This window comes from Streptomyces sp. NPDC059355 (assembly GCF_042752335.1).
Classification (GTDB): Bacteria; Actinomycetota; Actinomycetes; order Streptomycetales; family Streptomycetaceae; genus Streptomyces.
Genome location: NZ_JBHYXN010000004.1, coordinates 229,057 through 250,164, shown reverse-complemented (window position 1 = coordinate 250,164; position 21,108 = coordinate 229,057). Strand labels below are relative to the sequence as shown.

Genomic DNA, 21,108 nt, shown 5'->3' with positions numbered 1-21,108 from the left:
CGTGCGTCATCGGTGCAGTGCAGGAGTTCCCGGTCGGTTGGAGCCGGGGCGGGTGGCGCGGGGGTGGGCCGCTTCGAAGCGGTGGAAGGCCGCTTCCTGACGCCACTCGACCTGCGCCTTCGGGCTGCCGGCGAGGAAGCCGGCGCACCGCGCGCCCGGGTGCTCGGCGCCTTGGCGCTCGTCCGCACACGGCCCGGCCGGCCGGTAGCCGTTGCGCAGGTCGCGGTTCCAGAGGCTGCGGCCGGGCAGGAACGAGTGCTCCAGGGAGGCCCGGGCCAGGTCCCTCAGTTCGGGGTAGCCGAGCCCGTACATCTGCGCGGCCCGCCGGTACTCGTCGGTGATCTCGATCCGGGACACGCCAGGGTCGTCGGTGGCGAGTACGACCGGCACGCCGTGGCGGCGATAGGTGGCGAAGGGGTGTGCGTCGCCCGAGACGCGCAGGATCTGCTCGTTGCTGTGGAAGGGGACCTCGACCGCGATCCGCCGGTCGGCCATGTAGCGCATGAGCGACTCCCAGCGGTCCTCGTGCAGGACGGACACGCCGTGCCCGATCCGCTCGGCGCGGCCGGTCTGGGCGGCCTCCCTGATGTGGAAGGTGAGGTCTTCCGGCTTGACCAGGCCCGGTACCAGCTCGCCCGCGTGCAAGGTGATGTGCGCCTTGGGGTACTGGGTCTTCAGGTAGTTCAGCATCCGCATGTGCAGGCGGTAGTCGCGCAGGGCGACCTCCCCGTCCTCCGGCTGCACCAGGTTGACGGCGACGAAGCGCGGGTCGCGCTCGGCCAGCCGCATCCCGAGCGCCATCTGGGTGAACACCCGCTCGGGCGTGCCGAGACGGGCGACCTGGGAGATCCAGCGGTACGGAAGGGAGCACGCGGCGTCGGGCCGCGGGGTGTCGCAGTGCGCGGCGGCGCGGAACTCGGTGTCGGTGGTGTCGGCATCGGCGCGGGCCTGCTGGACGACCGCGTCGAGGCCTCCGTCGGCGAGGAGCTTGTCGTGCATGCGGTCGAGGTCGGCGTCGTAGCCCACCCGGTCGGCGAGGGCGCGGGCCTGGCCGGAGGCCGGGGAGATCATGGTCTCCAGGTAGAACTGATGCTGGCGGGCGGCCGTGTTGGTGACTTCCGCGAGAATGCGGCCGGGGTGGCGCCAGGGCACCTCGCCGAACTTGTCGAAGGTCGCGAAGAAGTGGTCGTGGCCGTTGCCGTCGGCCGGGAAGTCCTGCATCGACCAGGCCTGGATGACCTGCCGGCGAAACGCGGCGTCGGTGACGGCGTCGGTGGCGGGGCGGGTTCCCGTCCCGCACGGCGGGGGCTTCGCGGTGGTGGTGTCGGTGGTGATGCAGAGTCCGTCTTCGGCGGCGAGTTCGATCAGGAACTCGGTGGTGACCGCTCCGGACAGGTGGTTGTGCAGGTCACCACCCTTGGGGAGGTCGGCGAAGAAGTCGTTCGGGCGGGGAGCGGCCGCGGGTGCGGCGGGGGCCGGGGCGGCGTACGCGGAGGCGGGTGCGAGCAGGGCGAGTGCGGAGAACGCACCGATCAAGTGGGATGGGATCACGGCCACATGGTGGTCAAGCGGGCAGCCGCACCACGCGATGCCGTGCCGGGCGCCGCCCTGCGTCACCCGGGAGGCCCCGCGGAGGATCGTTCCTCCTGACGGGGACCTTTCAGGAGATCAGGCCACCGGTAGGCCGGCCGGGTAAGGCCCTGCGTGTTCGTGGACGTCGGTGAACCCGACGTCCGCGAACCCTGCGCCCTGCAGGATCTCCCGCACGGCAGCCGGATCGGCGAACGAGAACGGGCCCGGTCCCCCGCAGACACCGGCTGGCCGGCCCTGTGGCCGCTTCGAGGGACCGGCGGACGGCGACGTCCCACGCGTTGGGCCCGGGGGCCCGCCGGGCCGTCATCACCAGGCGCCCCGCCGGACGCAGCGCCCGCCCGAGGTCGGCGAACGCGGCGACGGGGTCGTCGAGGAACATCGTGGCGAACCTGCTGACCGCCAGGTCGAAGCGTTCCGGCGGGAAGCGGTGGACCTGGGCGTCGGCCTGCTCGAAGGCGACGTTGCGGAGCCCTTCGGCCCGGGCCGGCCGGCGGGCGGGCGCGCTCGATCGCGGGCGCCGAGACGTCGATGCCGAGCACACTGCCCGCCCGGGCCGCACGCGCGGCCTCGCGGGTGGTCTGCCCGGTGCCGCAGCCGATGTCGAGTGCGCGGTCCTGGAGCCGGACCCCGGCCGCCCGGCGCAGCGCCGCCGGTCACGCGGTCACCGTGGTCGGACGCGACCCCGACCGGGGCGCCCGCGCGGTCGAGCGCATCAACGCGACCGGCCCGGCCCACCCCGCCCGGTTCCTGGCCGCCGACCTCGCCTCCCTCGAAGGGGTACGCGTGCTCGCCGACCGCGTCGCCGCCGAGCACGCCGCCTCGGGCGAACCGCTGAACGTACAGGTCAACAACGTCGGCTCGATGTTCGCCGACCGGCGCAGCCTGGGCGGTGTCGAGGCGTCGTTCGTCGTCAACCACCTCTCCCCCCACCTGCCGACCGAGCTCCTGCTCCCCACCCTGACGGCCGCCGCTCCGAGCCGGATCGTCAACGTCACCTCGGCAGCGGTCGGGGTGGCCAAGCGGGTGTTCGACAACGTCGAGCCGCCCGGCGGCTACTACGGTCTCCACTGGCACGGCCGCGCCAAACTCGCCAACCTCGCCTGCACCCTCGACCTGGCCGCGCGGCTCGACGCCACCGGCGTATCGGTCTTCGCCGCCGACCCCGCCTCCGTCGCGGCCAGACCCTCGATCGTCGCCGCCACCGGCAGCACCCTGACGGGCCGTACCGGCCTCGTCATCGGCGCCCGGGCAACCCTGGTCGCCCCCTTCCGGGGGGGGCGACCGACCCCCGCATCGCCCGGGCCGTACGCCGGCTCGGCGAACAGCACGCACCGCTCGTGACCGTCTGACCCGGCATCCGGTGCCATTCTCGGGGCCGCGCGCCGCCTCGCCGGGATGCGGCCCGGGGAATCACGCGGCTGATCAGGGAAAACCGGGCCGACACCCTCGATGTGCCCTGCACGAGGCCGCCGGGTGCGGGAACATGGCCCGGCAAGCGCCGGCCGACACGTCCCGACGATGCCGTACACCGGGCCCTGTTGCGCCGGCGATCCGGGACGCCCGTGGTGAGAGGAGCCGAAGATGTCCTTCCTCGTGTCAGCGCTCACCGCGTCCCTCGCCGCCCTCCTGCCCCTGGGCGCGGTCACCGGCCAGGACGTGACGATCGAGGAGACGTTCCGGGCGGCCGGCGGACCGCCCGCACACCAGGCGGTCACCTTCGACACCGAAGCCGTACCGGTCGGCGGCAGGGTCACCGTCACCGAGCGGGTCGGCGACGACACCCACGTGGAACTGCGGCTCCAAGGTGTGGGGGCGAACCGGACGTTCGGTGCCCACGTGCACCAGAAGCCCTGCGGCAGCAAGCCCAGCGACTCCGGGCCGCACTACCAGAACGCCGTGGACCCCAAGCTGCCCTCGACGAACCCCGCATACGCCAATCCCCGCAACGAGGCGTGGCTCGACATCACCACCGACCGGAACGGCGACGGCGCCTCGGCGTCCACCCTGGACTGGCGGTTCCGCACGGATCAGGCCCGCTCCGTGGTGATCCACGAGCACGCCACCCACACGGGAACCGGCAGCGCCGGTACGGCCGGGGCGCAGCTGGCCTGCGTCAATGTGCCGTTCAAGTAGGAACGTCCGCTTCCCTCTTGCGTCCGCGACCGGGCCTCGAAACTGCATGCCATGTCCCTGACCAGCTGAGATATGTTGTCCGTCCCACAGGGGGACGACATACGGAGCATGTGCATGACGCAGAACAACTGGCCGGGAGCACACGGGGGCGGCTGGGGTGGCGCCCCGCAGTGGGGAGGCCCGCCACCGGCGCCGAAGCCGGGGGTGATACCCCTGCGACCGCTGGCCCTCGGGGACGTCATCAGCGGATCGTTCGCGACCATCCGCGGCCACTGGAAGACGCTCGCCGGTGTGGTGCTGGCCGTGCAGGCGATCGTCCTGCCGGTCATGGCCCTCGTGGTGGGCATCGCCGTGGCCGCGGTCCACGACCACTTCGACCCCGTCTTCGATCCGCCGTTCGGCGAGGATCCGGCGTCCGAGCACGTCGTGCCCCTGGTCGTCGCGGCCGTCGCCGTGTTCGTACTGCTCTTCGTCATCGGCGTGCTGGGCATGTCGGTCATCGCCGCGCTGTGTCCGGCGGTCCTCAAGGAAGCCGTGATGGGCCGCCCCACCACCTTCCGCGCGCTGTGGTGGTCCTCGGTCCGGCGGGCTCCCGCGGTGGCCGGCGCACTGTTCCTCAGCATCGTGATCGCCGGCGCCCCGGTGTTCCTCGTCCTGGCGGTGTGGGTGCCGCTGGTGGCCTCCGCCGGATCCGGGGACGGCGCGGTCGCGCTGCTCGGCCTCCTGCCACTGCTGCTGTTGGCCGCGATGCCGCTGGCCGTCTGGCTCAACATACGGTTCGGCCTGGCCCCGGCCGTCGTGGTCCTGGAGGGCGCGGGTCCGGTCACCGGACTGCGGCGCTCGTCGGCGCTGGTACGGGGCGACTGGTGGCGGATCTTCGGCTACACCATCGTCGCCGTCATGCTGGCGGGGGCGATCGCGTACGCGATCCAGCTGCCGTTCAACTTCATCGGCATGTTCGCGATCATGCCCGCCCTCCAGGGCATCCCCGAGGGTGGCGGCGCCCCCTCGGCAGGGGTCGTCACCGCCCTGGTGTTCGCCTTCCTCCTCGTGTTCCTCGGCGGCGCCGCGAGCCAGGTCTTCCAGATCGGCTACAGCCAGCTGGCGAGCGCCATGCTGTACGTCGACCAGCGGATCCGCCGCGAGGGCCTGGCCGAGGCCATCCTCGCCGACCTCGCCGCGGCACCGGCCGCCGGCGCCGCACCCACCGCTCCGCCCCGGCCCGGCGGCGACGCGGATTCCTGAGGAACGGCCGACACCGCCGACACGGCCGCCCGCCGCGCCCCCTACGCCGCGTCCGCCGAGCTGATCAACAGGTCGAGGAGGGCGAGGAGCACGTCGCGGGCGTCCGTGCGGGCGCGGGCGTCGAGCAGCAGGACGGGCGTCCCGGGGTCGCGCAGGTGCAGCGCGGCGCCGATCTCCTCGGCGGTGTACGGCTGTTCGCCGTGGAAGCAGTTCGCGCCCACGACGAACGGCAGCCCGCGGCTCTCGAAGAAGTCGATGGCCGGGAAACTGCGGTCCAGGCGACGCGTGTCGACCAGGACGAGCGCGCCGAGGGCTCCGCTCAGCAGGTCGTCCCACAGGAACCAGAAGCGTTCCTGGCCCGGGGTGCCGAACAGGTAGAGGACGACGCCCGCGTCGGCGAGGGTGAGCCGGCCGAAGTCCATCGCCACCGTGGTGACCGCTTTGGACTCGATCCCGTCGAGGTCGTCGACGCCCACTCCGGCCGCGGTCAGCCGCTCCTCCGTACGCAGCGGCTCGATCTCGGAGATCGTCTCGACCAGGGTCGTCTTGCCGACGCCGAAGCCTCCCGCGACGAGGATCTTGACAGGCGACACCTGTCCGGCAGCGGTGACAGACGGGTCATATCCATCATATCCGGGCAAGGTTGTCCCTGATTCTCATGAGCATGTGGACGTTGGTGGTCTCCGCCCCCTGCAAGGGCGGCTGATGGTGGATCAGCCCGCGGTCCGCGAGCTCGCCGAGCAGCAGCGTCATCGGCGTGAGCCGGATCCGCATACGCGCCGCGATCTCGGCGACCGCCAGCCCGCCCGGCGGGGCGCACATGGCCAGGACGGCCTGCCACTCGGTGGGCAGGCCGCCCCGGCCCTCGGCGCCGACGGCCGCCGTGATCGTCGTGTCCATGGTGAGCACCGTGTGCGGCGCGGCGGTCCGGCCGTCCGTCAGCGCGTACAGCCGGGTACGGCGGCGGCCGCCGCGCCGCGGCTCCTCGGACGTCTCCCGTGCGGACGGCTCGGTCTCCGAGGTCTCGGATTCCGAAGCCGGGGAATCCGACGCCGGGGATTCGGGTCTTTCGGGCTCCGACATCTCGGGCTCGGGCATTACGACTTCGGCGCCGCGGGACGCTCGGGCGTGCCCAGCCATTCACCGAGCGCCTGTGCCGTACGTACGGCCTCGCCGCCCAGCTCGCCGAGGCGGGCCTTGCGGGAGGTCACCACGAGGAGCGTGCTGCCCTCCCCGCACCCCACGACGCAGAGGTACCGGTCGTCCATCTCGACCAGCTGGCGGATCACGCGGCCGCCGTCGATCTCCCGGGATATCGCCTTCATCGTGGCGGCGATCCCGGAGGCGGCGGCCGCCATGCGTTCCGACTGGTCCCGGTCGAGGAGATAGGCGGTGAGCGGGATCCCGTCGTTGGAGAGGAGTACGGCGCCCTGGATGCCGGCGATCCGGTTCAGATGGTTCTCCAGAACACTGAAGATCGCGTCGTTCGACGTCGAAGTGCCGGACGTCGCGGAGTTGGGGGTCGTCGTCATCGCTGATCCTGTTCCTGTCTGAGCTCGGCTTCCACCTTCTGCGTCCCCTCTTCATAGTCCGCCCAGGCGTCGGCGACCTCTTCGGGGGTGTCCGTGCCGGGGCCCGGCTCCGGCTCGGGCGCTCGCGGCGTGCGCAGTTGCCTGGTCATGTGGGTCTGCGGGACGCGCTCCGGGAGGGCGGGGCGGGTGCCGCTCTCCGCGGTCACGGGCCGGAGCGCCGGCGTACGCTCCGCCAATGCCGGGGACGGGGCCGGGGTCGGCTCCGGCCGCTCGGCGGCGGTCGGCTCCGGGACCGGTTCGGGCGCAGCCCGCCGTACGGGTACGGGTACGGGAGCGGGGACGGGCGCCGACACGGCCGCGGCGGCTCCGGCCGGGGCGGCCGCCCGTGCAAGCAGGTCGTTCGGCAGCACGACCACCGCCGAGGTCCCCCCGTACACCGAGCGCCTCAGCGTGACCTTGGCCTTCAGCCGGTCGGCCAGGTGGCCGACCACGAAGAGGCCCAGCCGGTGCGCGTTCTCGGCGAGTTCGGAGTAGGGCGGGGCCGAGTGGAGGCGCCGGTTCATCTCCTCGTAGCCGGCCACGCCCACGCGCGGCCCACGGTCCTCGATCTCCACCGACAGCCCGTCCGCGACCAGTTCCGCCCGGATGACCACCTTCGACCGCGGCGGCGAGAACCGGGTGGCGTTGTCCAGCAGCTCGGCCAGCAGATGGCTTATCTGGCTGATCACGCTCGGTTCGACGCTCGCCTCGTCGAGCGCGTGCCGTTCGATCCGCCGGAAGTCCTCGACCTCCGCCGCCGCCTCGCGCAGCAGGTCGGCGACCCGCATCGGCTCGGTGTGCGGGTCGGGGACCTCTCCGCCGGACAGGATGAGCAGGTTCTCGACCTGCCGCCGCATGCCGACGGTCAGCTGGTCGGACCGCATCAACTCGGCGAGCAGTGCCTCGTCGTGGCCGAACGTGTCCTGGATTTCCTCGGTGAGGCTCAGCTGGCGGCTGACCAGGTTGCCGGTGCGCGAGGCGATGCCGGAGGCGAACATGCCGAAGCCGTGCCGTTCGGCCGCGAGCTGCCGGTGGCCGTCGACGGACACGGCGACGACCCGGGCGAACGCGTCGTTGATCCGCCCGACTTCGTCCTGGTTCCCGCTCACCGACGGCAGCATGGCGTCGTCGACGGGCTGGCCGCGGTGCAGCCGGGCCACGACATCCGGCAGCGTCTGCTCGGCGATGGCCACGGTGCGCTCGTGCAACCGCCGCAGACGGCGGAGCACCGAGCGGGTGGTGACCACGACGACGGCCACGACCAGCAGCAGTGCGCCGGCGCTTCCGCCGACCAGCCAGTAGACCTGGGTCTCCAGCTCGCCGGCGTTCGCGTCGGCGTGCGCCAGCAGGTCCCGCGAGCGCTGGGTGCCCAGCTCGACCAGCTGAGCCGCGAACTCCTGGTACGCCGCCGGCCAGGCGCCGACATCGGCCGGGAGCTTCATCCCGGCATCGGTGACCTTGTGCTGCGCGATGATGGCGTTCTCGACGCGGAGCTTGGTCTTCCAGGCGTCCGAGGAGGTGACCTTCTCGTACGTCTCCTTCTCCGCGGGCGGCAGGTACGGCACGATCCAGGTGTCGTACAGGTGCCGGTGCGCACCTGCGTCATCGAGGAACTCCCCGAAGGCGGCGGGCGTCAGCTCTCTGGAAGGCCCCGCCAGCGTGAGGATCGTGTCCTGGCGGGCCAGCATCTCGGATGCGGAGATCATCGCGACGACCGGGCGGCTCTCCTCGACGAGCGCGGCGTCGTCGGTGCGGCTGAACGCCCCTTGGTAGAGACCGGTGATCCCGTCGATGACGCCGTTGTAGTACGCGATCGTCTGCGCGGCGACACCGGTACGGGCGTCCGTGCGCGAGCGGAAGGCGGTCAGCTGGTCGAGGCGGGTCTTGACGTCGCTCACGTGTTCCGCGGCCTGCGCGGACTCCGGCCGGCCGCCCGTGTCGGCCGAGAGCCGTCGGAACTCTGCCACGGCCTGATCGGTGGCGGCCCTGCGGTCGCGCAGATCGGCGTCGGGGACCGGGGTGCCCGCCCACCGTGCGGCGGTCGTCTTGCGTTCGGCCTGCAGCTCGGCCATGAGCCGGAACAGCGGCTCGCCGATCCGCTTGCTGGCCGCCAAGTCGTCGCGCAGGTGGTCGGCCTGTACCAGCAGCCGTTCGGCGGTCACCGCCACCTGGGTGCCCATGGCCACGGTGGGGACGACCGCGAGCCAGATGAGCATCGTACGGAGGCGCACGGTGCGCCGTCTTCGGGCCTTCGACGGCCCTGGGGTGCCTTCGGGTATGGGAGACATCGGTCCTCGGGATGCGGCGGGGCAGGATCGCGCGAGCGACAGGCGCCGATCATATCCAGCCACAAAGAACACATACAGCCGCACCCGGCGGTTGATGTACCGACAGTCGCTCACTCGCGGCGAGGCCCGTTGAAAAAGGTCCGGGCCCTGTTCGCCGTCGCCCCTAGGGTGGGCGGATGGACGAGATGGGGATGGTGGCCGGTCAGGCCGAGTGGCGGGGCGGGTTCGAGGAGCGGGTGCTGGCCGGGTACCGGGCCGCGGGGTGTTCGGAGCCGCTGGCCCGGGCGCTGCTGGAGCGGGCGGTGAAGGGCATCGACGACTGGACGGTGGCCACGGACGGCACCGGCTGGATCGCGGTCGGGGTGACGGAGGAGAACGGGGCGCTCGTGGGCCGGATCCACGACCTGACGGTGCCCCGGGGGCGGGAGTGGGCCGAACGGTGGTGCGCCGAGCAGGGTGCGGAGCGGGTGGAGGTCCGGCTCACCGGCGGAGCGGGGGCGGAAGCGTTCGCGGACTATCCCGTGCGGCGGCAGAACCGGATGCGGGCCGCGGCCGAGCACCCCGAGCTGCCTGCGGGCCTGACGGTCCGCCCGCTCACCGAGGAGGAGTACCCGGGCTGGTACGCCGCCGAGGAGGCGGGGTACATCGCGGACATCGTCCGGGCCGGTGCGCTCACGCCGGAGCAGGCCAAGGAGAAGTCCGACCAGGACTTCGCGCACCACCTCCCGCAGGGGTACCTGACGCCGGGTCACGGCTTCTACGCGATGGAGGCCGACGGCCGGGTGGTCGGCACCGGCTGGGTGAACCACGGCTTCCTGCCGGGCGTGACCTTCGGCTGCTCGCTGGAGGTGTACGAGGAGCACCGGGGCAAGGGGTACGGCCGGGCCGCGATGACCGTAGGCGAGTGGGCCACGCGGCACGGCGGCGACGAGGTGATGATGTTCAACGTGTTCGGCGGGAACGAGGTCGCGATGGGCCTTTACGACAGCACCGGCTTCGCCGTGCTGGACGAGTACCGCTCGATCGACCTCTGACGGCGGCCCGCGGGGCGGACCTCCGCGGCCGCCTCGTGGGCCCGTGCACCCGGCCTCAGGGTGGCCGTCCCCCGCCCCCGCCGGGTCAGTCGGATGCCGACGCGGTGATCCCGGCGAGGACGAGGTCGATTCCGGCGAGGAACTCGACTCGGTCGTCATGGTCGCGGAGTTGTTCCGCGACGTCACGGGTGAACGCGTACTCGTCGGGATCGAGATTCGCCCATGCGGCCGAGACGGTGTCGAGGAACTCCGTCCGGCTCTTCTCCGATTCCCGGCCATGGGCGTTGGCCGCGTTCTGTCCGCCCACTCCGAGGATGTAGTTCAGGAGCGCGGACGCGGCGGTGAACTGGGCGGCCCGGGGTACCCCGAGCGCCCGGACCTGGCGCCCGAGGTGTTCGAAGACCCTCAGCATCGGCGACTGCCCCGGCGAGCGGGCGAGCTGGTTGCCGATCCACGGGTGCGCGTCGATCGCGTCGAACAACCGGAGCGCGAGGGCGCGGATCGCCTCCTGCGGCGTCTCCGCGGAAGCGCCGCCGATCACGGTGCCGGCGACGACGCCCTCGGTGGCGGCGGTGAGGAGCTCGTCCTTGCCCGAGACATGCCAGTAGATGGCACCCGGCCCGGTGGCGAGGCGCTCGGCCAGCACGCGGAACGTGAGTCCGCCCTCACCCGCCGCGTCGAGGATCCCGATCGCCGCCTCGACGATCCGCTCCCGGGAGAGCGGTTCCTCCCGTCGCTCCGCACGACGCGTCCTGGTTGCCATGCATCCATCCTGGCATACGCCTGGAACCCCGTTCCACCTTGACATCGCTGGAACGGGGTTCCATTCTGATGTGGAACGGCATTCCAGAGATGCCGGCGATGCGAACGGCAGGGAACCACCATGACCACTCACGTCACGATCATCGGAGCCGGGCTCGGAGGGCTGACCCTCGCCCGCGTCCTCCACGTCCACGGAATTCCGGCGACGATCTACGAGGCGGAGCTCTCGCCGACCGCGCGCACGCAGGGCGGCATGCTCGACATCCACGACTACAACGGGCAGCTCGCCCTCAAGGCCGCCGGCCTCTTCGACGCATTCCTCGGACTCGTCCATGAAGGCGGTGAAGCGTCACGCGTGCTCGACCAGGACGGAACGGTGCTCCGCGACGAGCCGGACGACGGCACCGGCGGGCGTCCGGAGGTCCACCGCGGCGACCTGCGCCGCATCCTGCTCGACTCGCTCCCCGCCGACACGATCAAGTGGGGGCGCAAGGCCGCCTCGGTCCGCCCGCTCGGCGGCGGCCGGCACGAGGTGACGTTCGCGGACGGGGCGACCGTGACGACGGACCTGCTGGTCGGCGCGGACGGGGCCTGGTCGCGGATCCGCCCCCTGCTGTCCGACGCGAAGCCCGAGTACGTCGGAATCTCCTTCGTCGAGACCTATCTGTACGACTCCGACACCCGGCACCGGGACAGTGCGCGGGCGGTCGGCGGCGGGGCCCTCTTCGCGCTCGCACCCGGGAAGGGGATCCTCGCCCACCGGGAGCCCGGCGGCGTCCTGCACACCTACGTGGCGCTCAACAAGCCGGAGGAGTGGATCGCCGGCATCGACTTCGGCCACGCGGGCGCGGCCACGGCCCGGGTCGCCGCGGAGTTCGAAGGCTGGGCCCCGGAGCTCACCGCACTCATCACGGACGGCGAGACCCCTCCGGTTCCCCGGACCGTCAACGCCCTGCCGATCGGGCACCGGTGGGACCGCGTGCCCGGCGTCACGCTGCTCGGCGACGCCGCCCACCTGATGTCGCCGTTCGCCGGTGAGGGCGCCAACCTCGCCATGTACGACGGCGCCGAGCTCGCCAACGCCATCGCCGCACACCCGGACGACGTCGAGGCCGCACTCACGGCGTACGAGGAAGCCCTCTTCCCCCGGAGCACCGATGCCGCCGCCGAGGCCGCCCGGAACCACGAGTTGTGCTTCGACGAGAACGCCCCGCACAGCTTCGTCTCCCTGTTCACCGACCACGAGCCGGCCGGCTGAACGGGAACCCGCGGGCCGGGCCCGTTCGTCGTACACGCTGCCGGACGGAAGGGCGGGCAGGCAGGCAGGCGCGCGACGGGGACGGGGAGGCGGGCATGTCAGCCGGTACGGGAGGGGTGGACCTGGCGGAGATCTGGCGTGTGGGTGACGTGATCGAAGGCCGGTACGAGGTTCTGCCCGCGGACGGGCACGGGGACCGGGACGGCGAGGCCGACGGCGACGGCGACGGCGTCCTCCTGTACCGCGTGCGCCACCTCGACTGGGGGATCGACCTGGCGGTGAGGAGCCCCCGGCCCCGGCTCATGCAGAACGACGGCGCGAGGGAGCGGTTCGCCGAAGGGGCCGGGCAGTGGCTGGGGATCAGCCCCCATCCGCACGTCTGCTGCTGCCATCACGTCAGCACGATCGGCGGGGTCCCGCGGATCTTCGCCGAGTACGTGACCGGCGGCAGTCTGCGCGAGTGGATCGACGACGGTCGCCTCTACGCGGGCGGCCCCGAGCGGGCCACGGCCCGGATCCTCGACCTCGCCGTCCAGATCGCCTGGGGACTGGGGCACTCCCACGGTCAAGGGGTCCTCCACCGGAACGTCAAGCCGGCGAACGTCCTCATCAGCACCTCGGGCGACGGTCCGGCCCCTGTCGCGAAGGTCACCGGCTTCGGGCGGGTACCCGGGCACGCGACCGGGCAGCGGCACGGCAGCAGCCGCAGCGATTGGGTCGGCTTCGCGGATTCGGTCGTCGAGATGTTCGACGGTGGTGCCACCTGGATGCCCGGCTCGGCCGGCGCGGCTCTCCACACGCCGAAGTCCCTGGCCGGACTGCTGGAGCGCTGCCTGCGGGGCGACCCCGCCGACCCACCCCGCTCCATGAACGAGGTCGCCCACGATCTCATGCGCACCTACGCCGAGTTCACCGGCCACACGTACCCGCGCGCCTGGCCCGCCGCCATAGCCCTGCGCGCCGACGAGCTGAACAACCGCGCCCTGTCGCTGCTCGACCTGGGGCGGCCCGACGAAGCCGAGAACGCCTTCACCGCCGCCCTGGCCGCCGATCCCCGACACCGGCAGGCGAACTACAACACCGGTCTGCTGGCATGGCGGCGGGGCGACCTCACCGACGAGGGGCTCCTGGCCGCCCTCGCACGCGTACGGGAGGGCTCGGACGACCCGCCGGCGGTCGACCTGCTCTCCGCCCTGGTCCACCTGGAACGGGGCGACATGCCCTCGGCGAGCGCTCTCCTGGAACGGACGACACGGGAGCGCCCGGACGGGCCCGAGGCCCGCCAGGCTCGCCGTGTCCTCGCCTCCCGTGGGGCCGCTGACGCCCGGTGCGTCGCCCGGTGGGACCTGCCGTGGCAGACGTTCCCGGCCGGGAAGACGCCGCCGGACCACGACCTGCGGACCACCCCGGACTTCCGGCTCGCGGTGTGCGGCGCCGCGGACCACACGGTACGGGTCTGGGACACACGTACCGGAGCGCAGGTGAAGGCGCTCACCGGGCACACCGGCCAGGTCGACTCCGCCGACATCAGCGCGGACGGGCGCTACGCCGTCTCCGCGGGCCGGGACCGGACGGTGCGGCTCTGGGATCTGGCGCAGGGCCGGCTGGTGCGCACCGTCGGCATCACCCGCTGGGAAGACGGCGAGGGTCCGGTGAACGCACGCCGCCACGACAGGCGGAACGAGCGGAACGAGCGGGCGGGCCGGCCCTTCGTCGTGGTCCACCGGGCGCGCCCGGACGCCCTGGTGCTCAACATCGCCGCCTCCCCGGTACGCCTCGACGCCGACGGGAGCACCGCGGTGTGGGCGGAGGCCGACGGCCGGATCCAGGTCTGGGACCTCCTCGCCGGGCGCCACCTGGCGACCCTGCCCGGCAAATCCGGCGGTGCGCAGGTGGCGGTCAGCGCGGACGGGCGCCGCGTGCTCGGCGGCAACGGCACCGCGTCCGCGGTCCTGCGGCTGTGGGACCTCACGACCGGGGAGTGCGTCCGGCGCTGGGACGAATATCCCGGCGGGGTCCGGCAGATCTGGTTCGGGCAGCGGGGTGATCGCGCCGTCGTCCTGGGCCGGGACAAGGTCTTCCGGCTGTGGGACCTCTTCAGCGGACGCTGTGTCCGGCTGCTGAGGCTGCCGTCGGACTTCCACGTCCGCTCGGCGGCGCTCGACGCGGACGACGGCTCGCTGCTGGTGGGTGGCTGGGACGGATCCGTGATGTGGTGGGATCTCGACCGCGGCCGCTGCGTGCGCACCTTCCGCGGGCACGAGGAGCCCGTGACCGCGGTCCGGTTCGCCCCCGACGGGAGGCACGCCTTCTCCGCGAGTCTCGACGGCACCGCCCGCCAGTGGCTGCTGCCGAGGGGCTTCACCGCCCCGCTCCAACTGGGCCGCCCCGGCCGGTACGCCGAACTCGGCTCCCTGGAACAGGAATTGAAGGGACTGACCGCCGCGGCCGAGGAGGCCGCGACCGCCGGCCGGACCGCCGAGGCGCTCGAGCTGCTCGGGCGGGCCCGCACCCTGCCCGGCTGCGCACGCGCGCCTCGGGTCCTCTCCGCGCTGCGCTCCCTGGGCCCGCGTACCGAGCGCACCGGGCTGCGGGACGCCTGGGCCGCCCGGACCCTCCCGGCCCGGACCGGGGAGTACCGGGACATCGTCAGCGGGCGGGCGGTGGACCTGACTCGGGACGCCGCACTGGGCGTGTACGGCGACGTCGACAAGCGGATACAGGTCTGGGACCTCGCGTCCGGCACCCGCCTGCGGGTGATCGAGACCGGCGGCCGGCCCCTCGAAACGCTGCGGCTGAGCGCTGACGGCACGCGGGTCGTCTCCGGCTCGGCCTCGGGCATCCAGACCTGGTCGGTCTCCTCCGGCCGTTGCCTGAGCACGCTGCCGGTCGGGAGGGGCAACGGCATCAGGGTAGCGATCGATCCGGCCGCGCGGCTGGCGATGGCGGTCAACCGGGTCACAGCGACGATGACGCTGTGGGACCTGTGCGAAGGCCGTCGGCTGCGGGTCCTGCCGATGCCCGAGCGGCTCGTCACCTCCCTGGCGTTCGACGCGGCGGGCCGTCGGGTGGTGACGGCCGGCGACGACAAGGTGGCCCGGCTGTGGGACCTGGACTCGGGCGAGTGCGTACGAGCCGTCCGGATCGAGTCGGCGCTGACGGCCAAGGTGTGTCCGAGTCCCGACGGCACCCTGATCGTGGCTGCCGAGGCGGTCCGGTCCGGCGAGGAACTGCACGGTCGGATCCGGGTGTGGGACACCTCCGGCGGCGAGCAGGTACGGACCTTCGAGACGCATCCGCGGCAGGCCTCGCACCTGCGGTTCAGCGCCGACGGGCGCCATCTGCTCACCGGCGGCACCGGCTCGGCGGCGCGGGTGTGGGACGTCGCAACGGGCCGCTGCCTGCGGATCCTCGACGGCCACATGAAGACGGTCACCGCACTGGCCGTCACCCCGGACGCCGGCTTCGTGCTCACCGCGGACCGGGACGAGTCCCTGCGCCTGTGGGAACTCGACTGGGACCGGGCGCCCCGAACCTAGGAAGCGTCCCGTTTCCCCGTCGGGCGGCGTTGTCGGAGCCGCGTGCGACGATGCAAAGCATGATCGTCTCGTTGGAAGCCCTGCTGCCCACCGCCGGTGCCCACACCTCGACCACGTATGCCGACTGGGTCGCCGCCCACGACCCGGGCGCAGCCGGGACCGCCCGCGATCTGGTCGAGGACATGCGCACCGAACTCGGGCGGTCCTGGACCAAGCCCGGCCGGTTCGTGGACGCGATGGCGGCGCGGGCGCGGCGGCTGCCGGCGGCGCATCTGCCGTGGTTCTGGGACACCGTGGGCCATCGGCTGATCGGCTACGGGAGCCGTCCGGGCGGCCGGGCCTATGCGGCGGCGCGGTCGGCCGAGACGGGGCACGGGCTCCCGGTCGACGCCGGATACCGCAGGGCCAACGCGCTGCTGTTCGCGGCGGGCGGGGCCATGCCGGCCAAGGAGTTCGGGGCACACCAGCGGTTCCTCGCCGAGACGTTGGAGCCGTCCGCCGCGCACACGGCCCTGGAGGCGTTCCTGACCGCCTGGGCGGGTTCGCCGGCGGACCTGCCGGCCGATCTGGTGCGCCGGGTACGGGCCTCCGCGAAGGCCGCCGGGTACGGGGACGAGGAGGCTGCGCGGCTGGTGGGCGCGATCCTGTCGGTCACAAGGAAGAAGTCCGTTCCGGACGCGCTCCTCGACGCCGCGGGCACGGTCCTGACGGCCCATCCGCCGACGGACGCCCTCCTCGCCGGGCTGGTGGAGGTGTTCCCGGACGGAGTCACCGACGGCGGGGCCTGGTTGCGGATGCTCATCGGCTGTGGCGCCGCGGAGGCCATGGCGGCCGGGCGGGTGGTGCCCGAGGGCGGGCTGCACCACTGGGTGGGGAACTACGTACGGATGTACCAGTACGCGGCGCAGTCCGGGGGCGGGGTGGCCCGGCAGCCGCTGCCGGTGGAATTCCTCGATCTGGTGGGCCGGCTGGGGCCGTGCCTGCGGGCGGAGGGGACCGCGGTGACGGTGCACACCACCCGCCATCACTACCAGGGCTTCGACGCGGACGTGCTGGACGCCTGTCTGGCGGCCGGGGTGGCGGTCGTCGACCCGGGGCCGGAGACGCGGATGCGGTTCTGGGGCGAGCGAGCGCGGCGGGACCTGGCGGCGCTGGCCGCCGACCCGGTGTTCGGCCCGCGGCTGGAGGGGACCGTCCACGCGGATCTGCTGCAGCGGTGGGGGCCGGCGCGCGGGCGCCGGTCCGGTTCGGCGGTGACGCTGCTCCCGGGCAACGAGGGCATCGCGCAGGAGGTCGCCGTACGGGTCGGCAAGCTCGTCGACACCGTGGCCGGCGGCGGTATGGCCGGGGCCGAGGAGGCCGTGGCCGAGCTGGAGACCGTACTGGACCGGCCGACGGTGTCGGCGCTCGGCGGCATCGCCGACGCCCTCGCCGAGGCGGGGGCGGCCGGTGCGCTGCGGCGCTCGCTGGCGGCCGGGCTGCCAGAGGAACTGGCCTGGCCGGCCCTGGAGTCGGTGTACGCCGAGTTCGCGGCGGGCCTCGGCGCAGAGGGGGCGGACGGGGCGCCGCCGGGGCCGGCGGGGGTGGCAGGGGTGGCCGGGGTGACCGCCACCTGGCCGGTGCTGACGGTGTTCGGGCGGGACCGGGCGGTCGCCGTCGGACCGGACGGGGTGCGGGGATCCTGCGGGTTCGCGGTGCCCGACGGAGCGACGATGTACGCGGTGCACTACGTGGGCGGCTCCTTCCTGGTGAGCTGGACGGTCAAGCCCAGCCCCTACCACTGCGACACCGCCGCGTGGGCGGACCGTCCCTCGGAGGTGTTCGCACCCGACGAGGTGGACGGGCTGGTGCCGTTCGGCGGCAGTCTGGACGGGGCGTACGGCTTCCAGTTCGAGACCGCCGACGGGGGCGGGCGCCACGGTGGCCGAGGGGTCCTGCGTCCGGGTGGGACGGAGGGCATCGACCGGGACGAGCTGCAGCTCGGCGACGGCTCGCGGATCTGGACCAACGCCGTGTTCGGGCGCCGCCCGTGGGAGGTGGTGGACCCGGTCACCGGGGAGCCGCGGGGCGCGGTCGCGCTGCCGGACTTCCCGGGTCGCGCGGCGAGCGCCGATCCGGCCGCGGAGCCGTCCGAGGCCGGCATGTCCCTGGCCTCGGAGGCCCTGCAACTGGCGCCGCTGCCCGCCGGTCTGGCCACCTCCCCGCTGGGCAGCCGGGAGGGGCTGGTCGGTACGCGCGTGCTGTTCCGTACCCGGCACCGCGACCACGCGCCGGACCACTACCTGGTGGAGAGCGTGGACGGGCGTACGGCCCGGTTCGACATCGACCGGCCGGGGCAGGAGCCGTGGGGCCTGTGGGCGCCGCCGGAAGGTGCGGCGGCCGGCGGGGCGGAGGACGTGGTCCTCGCCGAGGCGCAGACGCGGACGGGCGTGCGCGCGTACGCCGCCGACGGCTCGCTGCTGTGGGAGCTGGACGGGCACCGGTCGCCGCGCCATCCGCGGGTGGCCCCGGTGCGCCGCGTCACCGCGTCGGGGGGCGTGGCCCTGCCGCCCGCCTTCTGGTACCTGCTGCGGACCCGGGACGCGGCCGGATCCCGGGAGCTGAGAGGGGTGGGCCGGGAGACCGCGGACGCCCTGCTGAAGGCGGCCCGCGCGGACGCGCAGGAGCTGCGTGCCACCGTGGCCCGGGAGCTGCCGGACGTCGGCGATCCGGTGCTGGTCGAGGCCGTGGTGGCGGTGGCCGAGCGGGCCGCCCGGGTGGAGGAGCGCAGGCTCGCCCTGCACCGGCGGGTGACCCTGCTCGCGCAGGCGCCGCCGGCCGTGCCTCGCCGGTCCGCGCCGGACACCGAGCTGATGCCCGCGCTGTTCGGGCTCGTCTCGGAGGGGGGCGACGACCCGTGGCGCCGGAGTCCCGATGTGAACCTGCCCGCGACGCTGGGCGCACTGGCCACGGACGGGGCCTGTCTGGCGGGGACCATCGCCGAGGAGGTGCGCCGGCTCTCGCCGCCGGCGCCCCCGCGGGACTGGTCGCAGCTGGTGGGTGCGATCGACGCCGCCGCCTGGCGCGCGGCGGTGGAGCCGACCGCGGACGGGGAGCGGGCCGCTCTGTTGGCGCTGCTGGACACCTGGGCCGACCAGCCGTTCGCCCGCGCGGGCGGCCGGTGGTGGGTGGGCCGCGCGTCCGCCGGGGTGGTGGACGGGCTGCGCGGGGGCGGGGTCGCGGCGGCGTCCTGGCCGGTGCGGGCCGGCGGCTCGGAGACCTGGTTCGTGGCGGCGGCCGCCCCTTCGGGTGAGGCGGGCGGGGACCCGGTACCGGCGGCGGTTCCGCAGGCCCGGCTCGTCCGGGTGGAGCGCGATGACGCCGCCCGGCTGCGGGCCCTGGTCGCGGCGGTCGAGGCGCACGGGCCGGTCCGGGTACCGGAGTCGGCTGCCGCGCGCTTCGCCGAGCTGACCGGCGTGCGCAGGGCGGTGGCCCGGCTCGTGGTGGCGGGCCTCGTCGGCCGCCCCGACCGTGACGAGGACCGCGCCCTGGCGCGCAGGGCCCCGTACAAGGCGACCCCGATGACGGCCGAGTCGTACGAGCGGCTGCGCGCGCGGCTCGGCGGGGCGGGTCGGCGCGCCGTCCTGGCGGCGGGCCTGCCCGAGGACCCGGCCGAGCTGTGGCGGGCGGGCGGGATCGAGGCGGCCGCCGAGCGCATGGCCGAGGTGTGGCGGGAGCGCCTCGGGACGCTCCCCGCCCCGGACGACGGGGCGGCCGACGCCCTGGAGGCCGAGCTGGGGCTGCCGGAGGTGTGGGCCCGGCGGCTCGCGGGCGGGTACGAAGCGGCCGCGGATGCCACCGTGGAGGCGGCCGGCTGGGAGCTGGCGGCGACACCGTACGGGGTGGGGGTGGAGGTCCGGGCGGTGCCGCGGGCCGGAGCGGAGCTGCCGTACCGCACTCCGGTGGGGCTCGCGCTCCGGCAGATCGCGAGCGCGCTGGTGTGGGCCTGGACGGACCGGCCCGTGGGTGATCCGGCGGTCGCCGGCGCCATGGACCTGTACGAGAGGCTGCGCACGGAGCTCGATCGTCCGGAGCTGCTGATGGCACTGGCCGGTGAGCGGGTCCAGGACACCGCGGAGCGGATCGCGGAGCATTTCGGGCCCGGGCGGCTGCCGGTGGCGACGGATCGCCGCAAGGAGGCGAAGCCGGTCGGGGTGACCGCGTACGACTCCGGGCCGCTGGTCGTGTGCGCGCCCGGCGGTGCCGCGTTCCTGCGGCCCGCGGCGGTGGCCGACCCGGAGGTGTGGCGGCGGGTGCGGGAGGTCACCGATCTGGCCGAGGAGCTGGACCGGGTGGCGCCGCTGTCGGCCGGCGGCGGTCTGGAGCGGATGATGCACCGGGCCCGCTCCGGAGCGGTGCCGGCCGGTTCCTACGAGGCGGACCCGCGGCAGTCGTGCCCGGAGCTGGTCGTACGGGTGTCCGAGCGGCTCGGGGTCGGCGCGGACGCGGCTGCCCTGTACCTCCAGCTGGCGGCGCTCGCCGCGCCCACCGACCGGAACGTGCGGCGCTGGAACGGCTGGTCGCCCAAGCAGCACGCCGCGGCCCGTACGGAACTGCTGGGCACGGGCCGGGTGGTGGAGGCCAAGCGGGCGCGGGCGGGCCGGACCCTGTTCCTGCCCGGGGCGTGGAGCGAGCTGAAGTCCCCGCACCTGCCGCTGGAGACGGTGAAGCTGCCTCCGCATGCGGTGCGCCCGCTGTGGCGCAACGAGATCCGCAGCCCGTTCGGGCGGATCCTGCCGACGGCACCGCTGCACGAGATGTTCGCCGCAGCCTGGGAACGTGAGTCCGGCGAGGCGAGCCCCGACGCCAACTGAGCCCGGGCGGCGAACCGGTAGCGACCCGCCGGCCGCGAACTCCGCCACCGCCCCGCACCGCCCCGCCCCGCCTGGTCAAGACCGGCCAGTACACCCCGAAGGACAGGCGCTAGACGGGGCAGGGCTTGTACTCGAGGCTCAGTTCGCGGTCGACGGCGTAGCTCGTCCGCATGGACGCGTCGATGACCTGTTGCCAGGTGCCGTACTTGGCGTACAGCTGGTCCGCCGTGGGCCCGAGCGGGTTACCGTACTTGGCCGTGTTCCGCTCCTCCAGGATGCGCACCTCCTCCGGGGTCATGCCCGCGCGGGTGATCGCCTTGGCCTGGTTGCGCATGTCGACGAGTTCCCTGGCGACCTCCTCGTCGGTGGCCCCGGCGTTCCGCATGTCGGCGGCGGTCCGGTGCATGTCCTCGAGGAGTCCGTGGTAGCGGATGCGGGTCCTCTGGGCCTCGACCTTCTCGTCCATCGGGAGCACGCGGATACGGCACACGACCGGGTCGGTACTGGGGCAGGGATCGTCGGCGGAGACGGGGGCGGCGAGGGGCGCGGTGATGATCGAACCGCACGCCTCCGCCGCGGCGGCCGAGGAGGACACGACGGTGGCCGACAGGGCCAGGGCGGCCACGAACGGAACCAGCGCACGGCGCAGTGACGAAGATCGAAGAGACATGCCGCCATCCTGGGCAGCCGCGCCCCGCCGCACACGCACCCACACCGATGATCACTCGGACGGGGAACGGACCGGGGTTGGATCGCGGGGCGGGAATGCATCGGGCCGGTCTCCTGTTGGAGCAGTCAGCTGGCATGCGCGAGTCAAACACCGCGCGGATGT

At 73.7% G+C, this 21,108-nt stretch carries 15 protein-coding genes and 1 pseudogene; 7 read left to right on the top strand and 9 right to left on the bottom strand.

The features are described 5' to 3' along the window. Positions 1 to 6 precede the first annotated feature (6 nt). From ACFXGI_RS06265 to ACFXGI_RS06255, 3 genes and pseudogenes are all read right to left on the bottom strand, one after another. Positions 7 to 1,551, bottom strand: a complete 1,545-nt coding sequence (locus ACFXGI_RS06265; protein ID WP_384704004.1) for an adenosine deaminase — start codon at positions 1,549 to 1,551, stop codon at positions 7 to 9. Between the two features lie 109 nt (positions 1,552 to 1,660). Continuing rightward, positions 1,661 to 2,134 (bottom strand): class I SAM-dependent methyltransferase, encoded by a 474-nt coding sequence (locus ACFXGI_RS06260; RefSeq protein ID WP_384704002.1) that lies wholly within the window; start codon positions 2,132 to 2,134, stop codon positions 1,661 to 1,663. Positions 2,135 to 2,138: 4 nt separating this feature from the next. Beyond that, positions 2,139 to 2,192, bottom strand: a pseudogene (locus ACFXGI_RS06255) (hypothetical protein); the annotation flags it as partial. Here ACFXGI_RS06255 and ACFXGI_RS06250 point away from each other — a divergent pair. The 3 genes from ACFXGI_RS06250 to ACFXGI_RS06240 all read left to right on the top strand — a co-directional run bounded on the left by ACFXGI_RS06250 (position 2,191) and on the right by ACFXGI_RS06240 (position 4,971). Beyond that, on the top strand, positions 2,191 to 2,934 hold the full coding sequence (locus ACFXGI_RS06250; RefSeq protein ID WP_384704106.1) for an SDR family NAD(P)-dependent oxidoreductase: 744 nt from the start codon (positions 2,191 to 2,193) through the stop codon (positions 2,932 to 2,934). The pseudogene ACFXGI_RS06255 and the gene ACFXGI_RS06250 overlap by 2 nt on opposite strands. A 240-nt stretch (positions 2,935 to 3,174) precedes the next feature. Continuing rightward, the gene (locus ACFXGI_RS06245; protein WP_384704000.1) at positions 3,175 to 3,726 is read left to right on the top strand and encodes a superoxide dismutase family protein; all 552 of its coding nucleotides are present in this window, start codon (positions 3,175 to 3,177) and stop codon (positions 3,724 to 3,726) included. 114 nt (positions 3,727 to 3,840) lie between these two features. Beyond that, complete coding sequence (locus ACFXGI_RS06240) at positions 3,841 to 4,971, top strand: hypothetical protein (protein ID WP_384703998.1); 1,131 nt, start codon at positions 3,841 to 3,843, stop codon at positions 4,969 to 4,971. A 41-nt stretch (positions 4,972 to 5,012) separates the two neighbouring features. On the opposite strand, the gene ACFXGI_RS06235 is transcribed toward ACFXGI_RS06240, so the two are convergent. Genes ACFXGI_RS06235 through ACFXGI_RS06220 form a run of 4 tightly spaced genes read right to left on the bottom strand, consistent with a single transcriptional unit; the run spans position 5,013 to position 8,773 of the window. Beyond that, the gene (locus tag ACFXGI_RS06235; RefSeq protein ID WP_384703996.1) at positions 5,013 to 5,564 is read right to left on the bottom strand and encodes an ATP/GTP-binding protein; all 552 of its coding nucleotides are present in this window, start codon (positions 5,562 to 5,564) and stop codon (positions 5,013 to 5,015) included. Between the two features lie 34 nt (positions 5,565 to 5,598). Beyond that, entirely contained in the window at positions 5,599 to 6,069 is a 471-nt protein-coding gene (locus ACFXGI_RS06230; protein WP_384703994.1) for a DUF742 domain-containing protein, read from the bottom strand. Next, positions 6,069 to 6,503: a roadblock/LC7 domain-containing protein gene (locus ACFXGI_RS06225; RefSeq protein ID WP_030856876.1), complete on the bottom strand. Its 435-nt coding sequence runs from the start codon at positions 6,501 to 6,503 to the stop codon at positions 6,069 to 6,071. The genes ACFXGI_RS06230 and ACFXGI_RS06225 overlap by 1 nt, the downstream gene beginning before the upstream one ends. Further along, positions 6,500 to 8,773 (bottom strand): nitrate- and nitrite sensing domain-containing protein, encoded by a 2,274-nt coding sequence (locus ACFXGI_RS06220; RefSeq protein WP_384703992.1) that lies wholly within the window; start codon positions 8,771 to 8,773, stop codon positions 6,500 to 6,502. The genes ACFXGI_RS06225 and ACFXGI_RS06220 overlap by 4 nt, the downstream gene beginning before the upstream one ends. A gap of 233 nt (positions 8,774 to 9,006) precedes the next feature. On the opposite strand from ACFXGI_RS06220, the gene ACFXGI_RS06215 reads away from it, so the two are divergent. Then, positions 9,007 to 9,864, top strand: coding sequence for a GNAT family N-acetyltransferase (locus ACFXGI_RS06215; RefSeq protein WP_384703990.1), 858 nt, complete (start codon positions 9,007 to 9,009; stop codon positions 9,862 to 9,864). 85 nt (positions 9,865 to 9,949) lie between these two features. Here ACFXGI_RS06215 and ACFXGI_RS06210 read toward each other — a convergent pair whose 3' ends face one another. Next, complete coding sequence (locus ACFXGI_RS06210; RefSeq protein WP_384703988.1) at positions 9,950 to 10,627, bottom strand: TetR/AcrR family transcriptional regulator; 678 nt, start codon at positions 10,625 to 10,627, stop codon at positions 9,950 to 9,952. A gap of 120 nt (positions 10,628 to 10,747) precedes the next feature. On the opposite strand from ACFXGI_RS06210, the gene ACFXGI_RS06205 reads away from it, so the two are divergent. The 3 genes from ACFXGI_RS06205 (at position 10,748) to ACFXGI_RS06195 (ending at position 20,276) form a co-directional block, all read left to right on the top strand. Next, entirely contained in the window at positions 10,748 to 11,884 is a 1,137-nt protein-coding gene (locus ACFXGI_RS06205; protein WP_384703987.1) for an FAD-dependent oxidoreductase, read from the top strand. Between the two features lie 95 nt (positions 11,885 to 11,979). After that, positions 11,980 to 15,423 (top strand): tetratricopeptide repeat protein, encoded by a 3,444-nt coding sequence (locus tag ACFXGI_RS06200; RefSeq protein ID WP_384703985.1) that lies wholly within the window; start codon positions 11,980 to 11,982, stop codon positions 15,421 to 15,423. 59 nt (positions 15,424 to 15,482) lie between these two features. Beyond that, the gene (locus ACFXGI_RS06195) at positions 15,483 to 20,276 is read left to right on the top strand and encodes a hypothetical protein (RefSeq protein ID WP_384703983.1); all 4,794 of its coding nucleotides are present in this window, start codon (positions 15,483 to 15,485) and stop codon (positions 20,274 to 20,276) included. A gap of 109 nt (positions 20,277 to 20,385) precedes the next feature. Here the strand turns inward: ACFXGI_RS06195 and ACFXGI_RS06190 are convergent, their stop codons facing one another. Continuing rightward, complete coding sequence (locus ACFXGI_RS06190; RefSeq protein WP_384703981.1) at positions 20,386 to 20,946, bottom strand: hypothetical protein; 561 nt, start codon at positions 20,944 to 20,946, stop codon at positions 20,386 to 20,388. Positions 20,947 to 21,108: the final 162 nt, after the last annotated feature.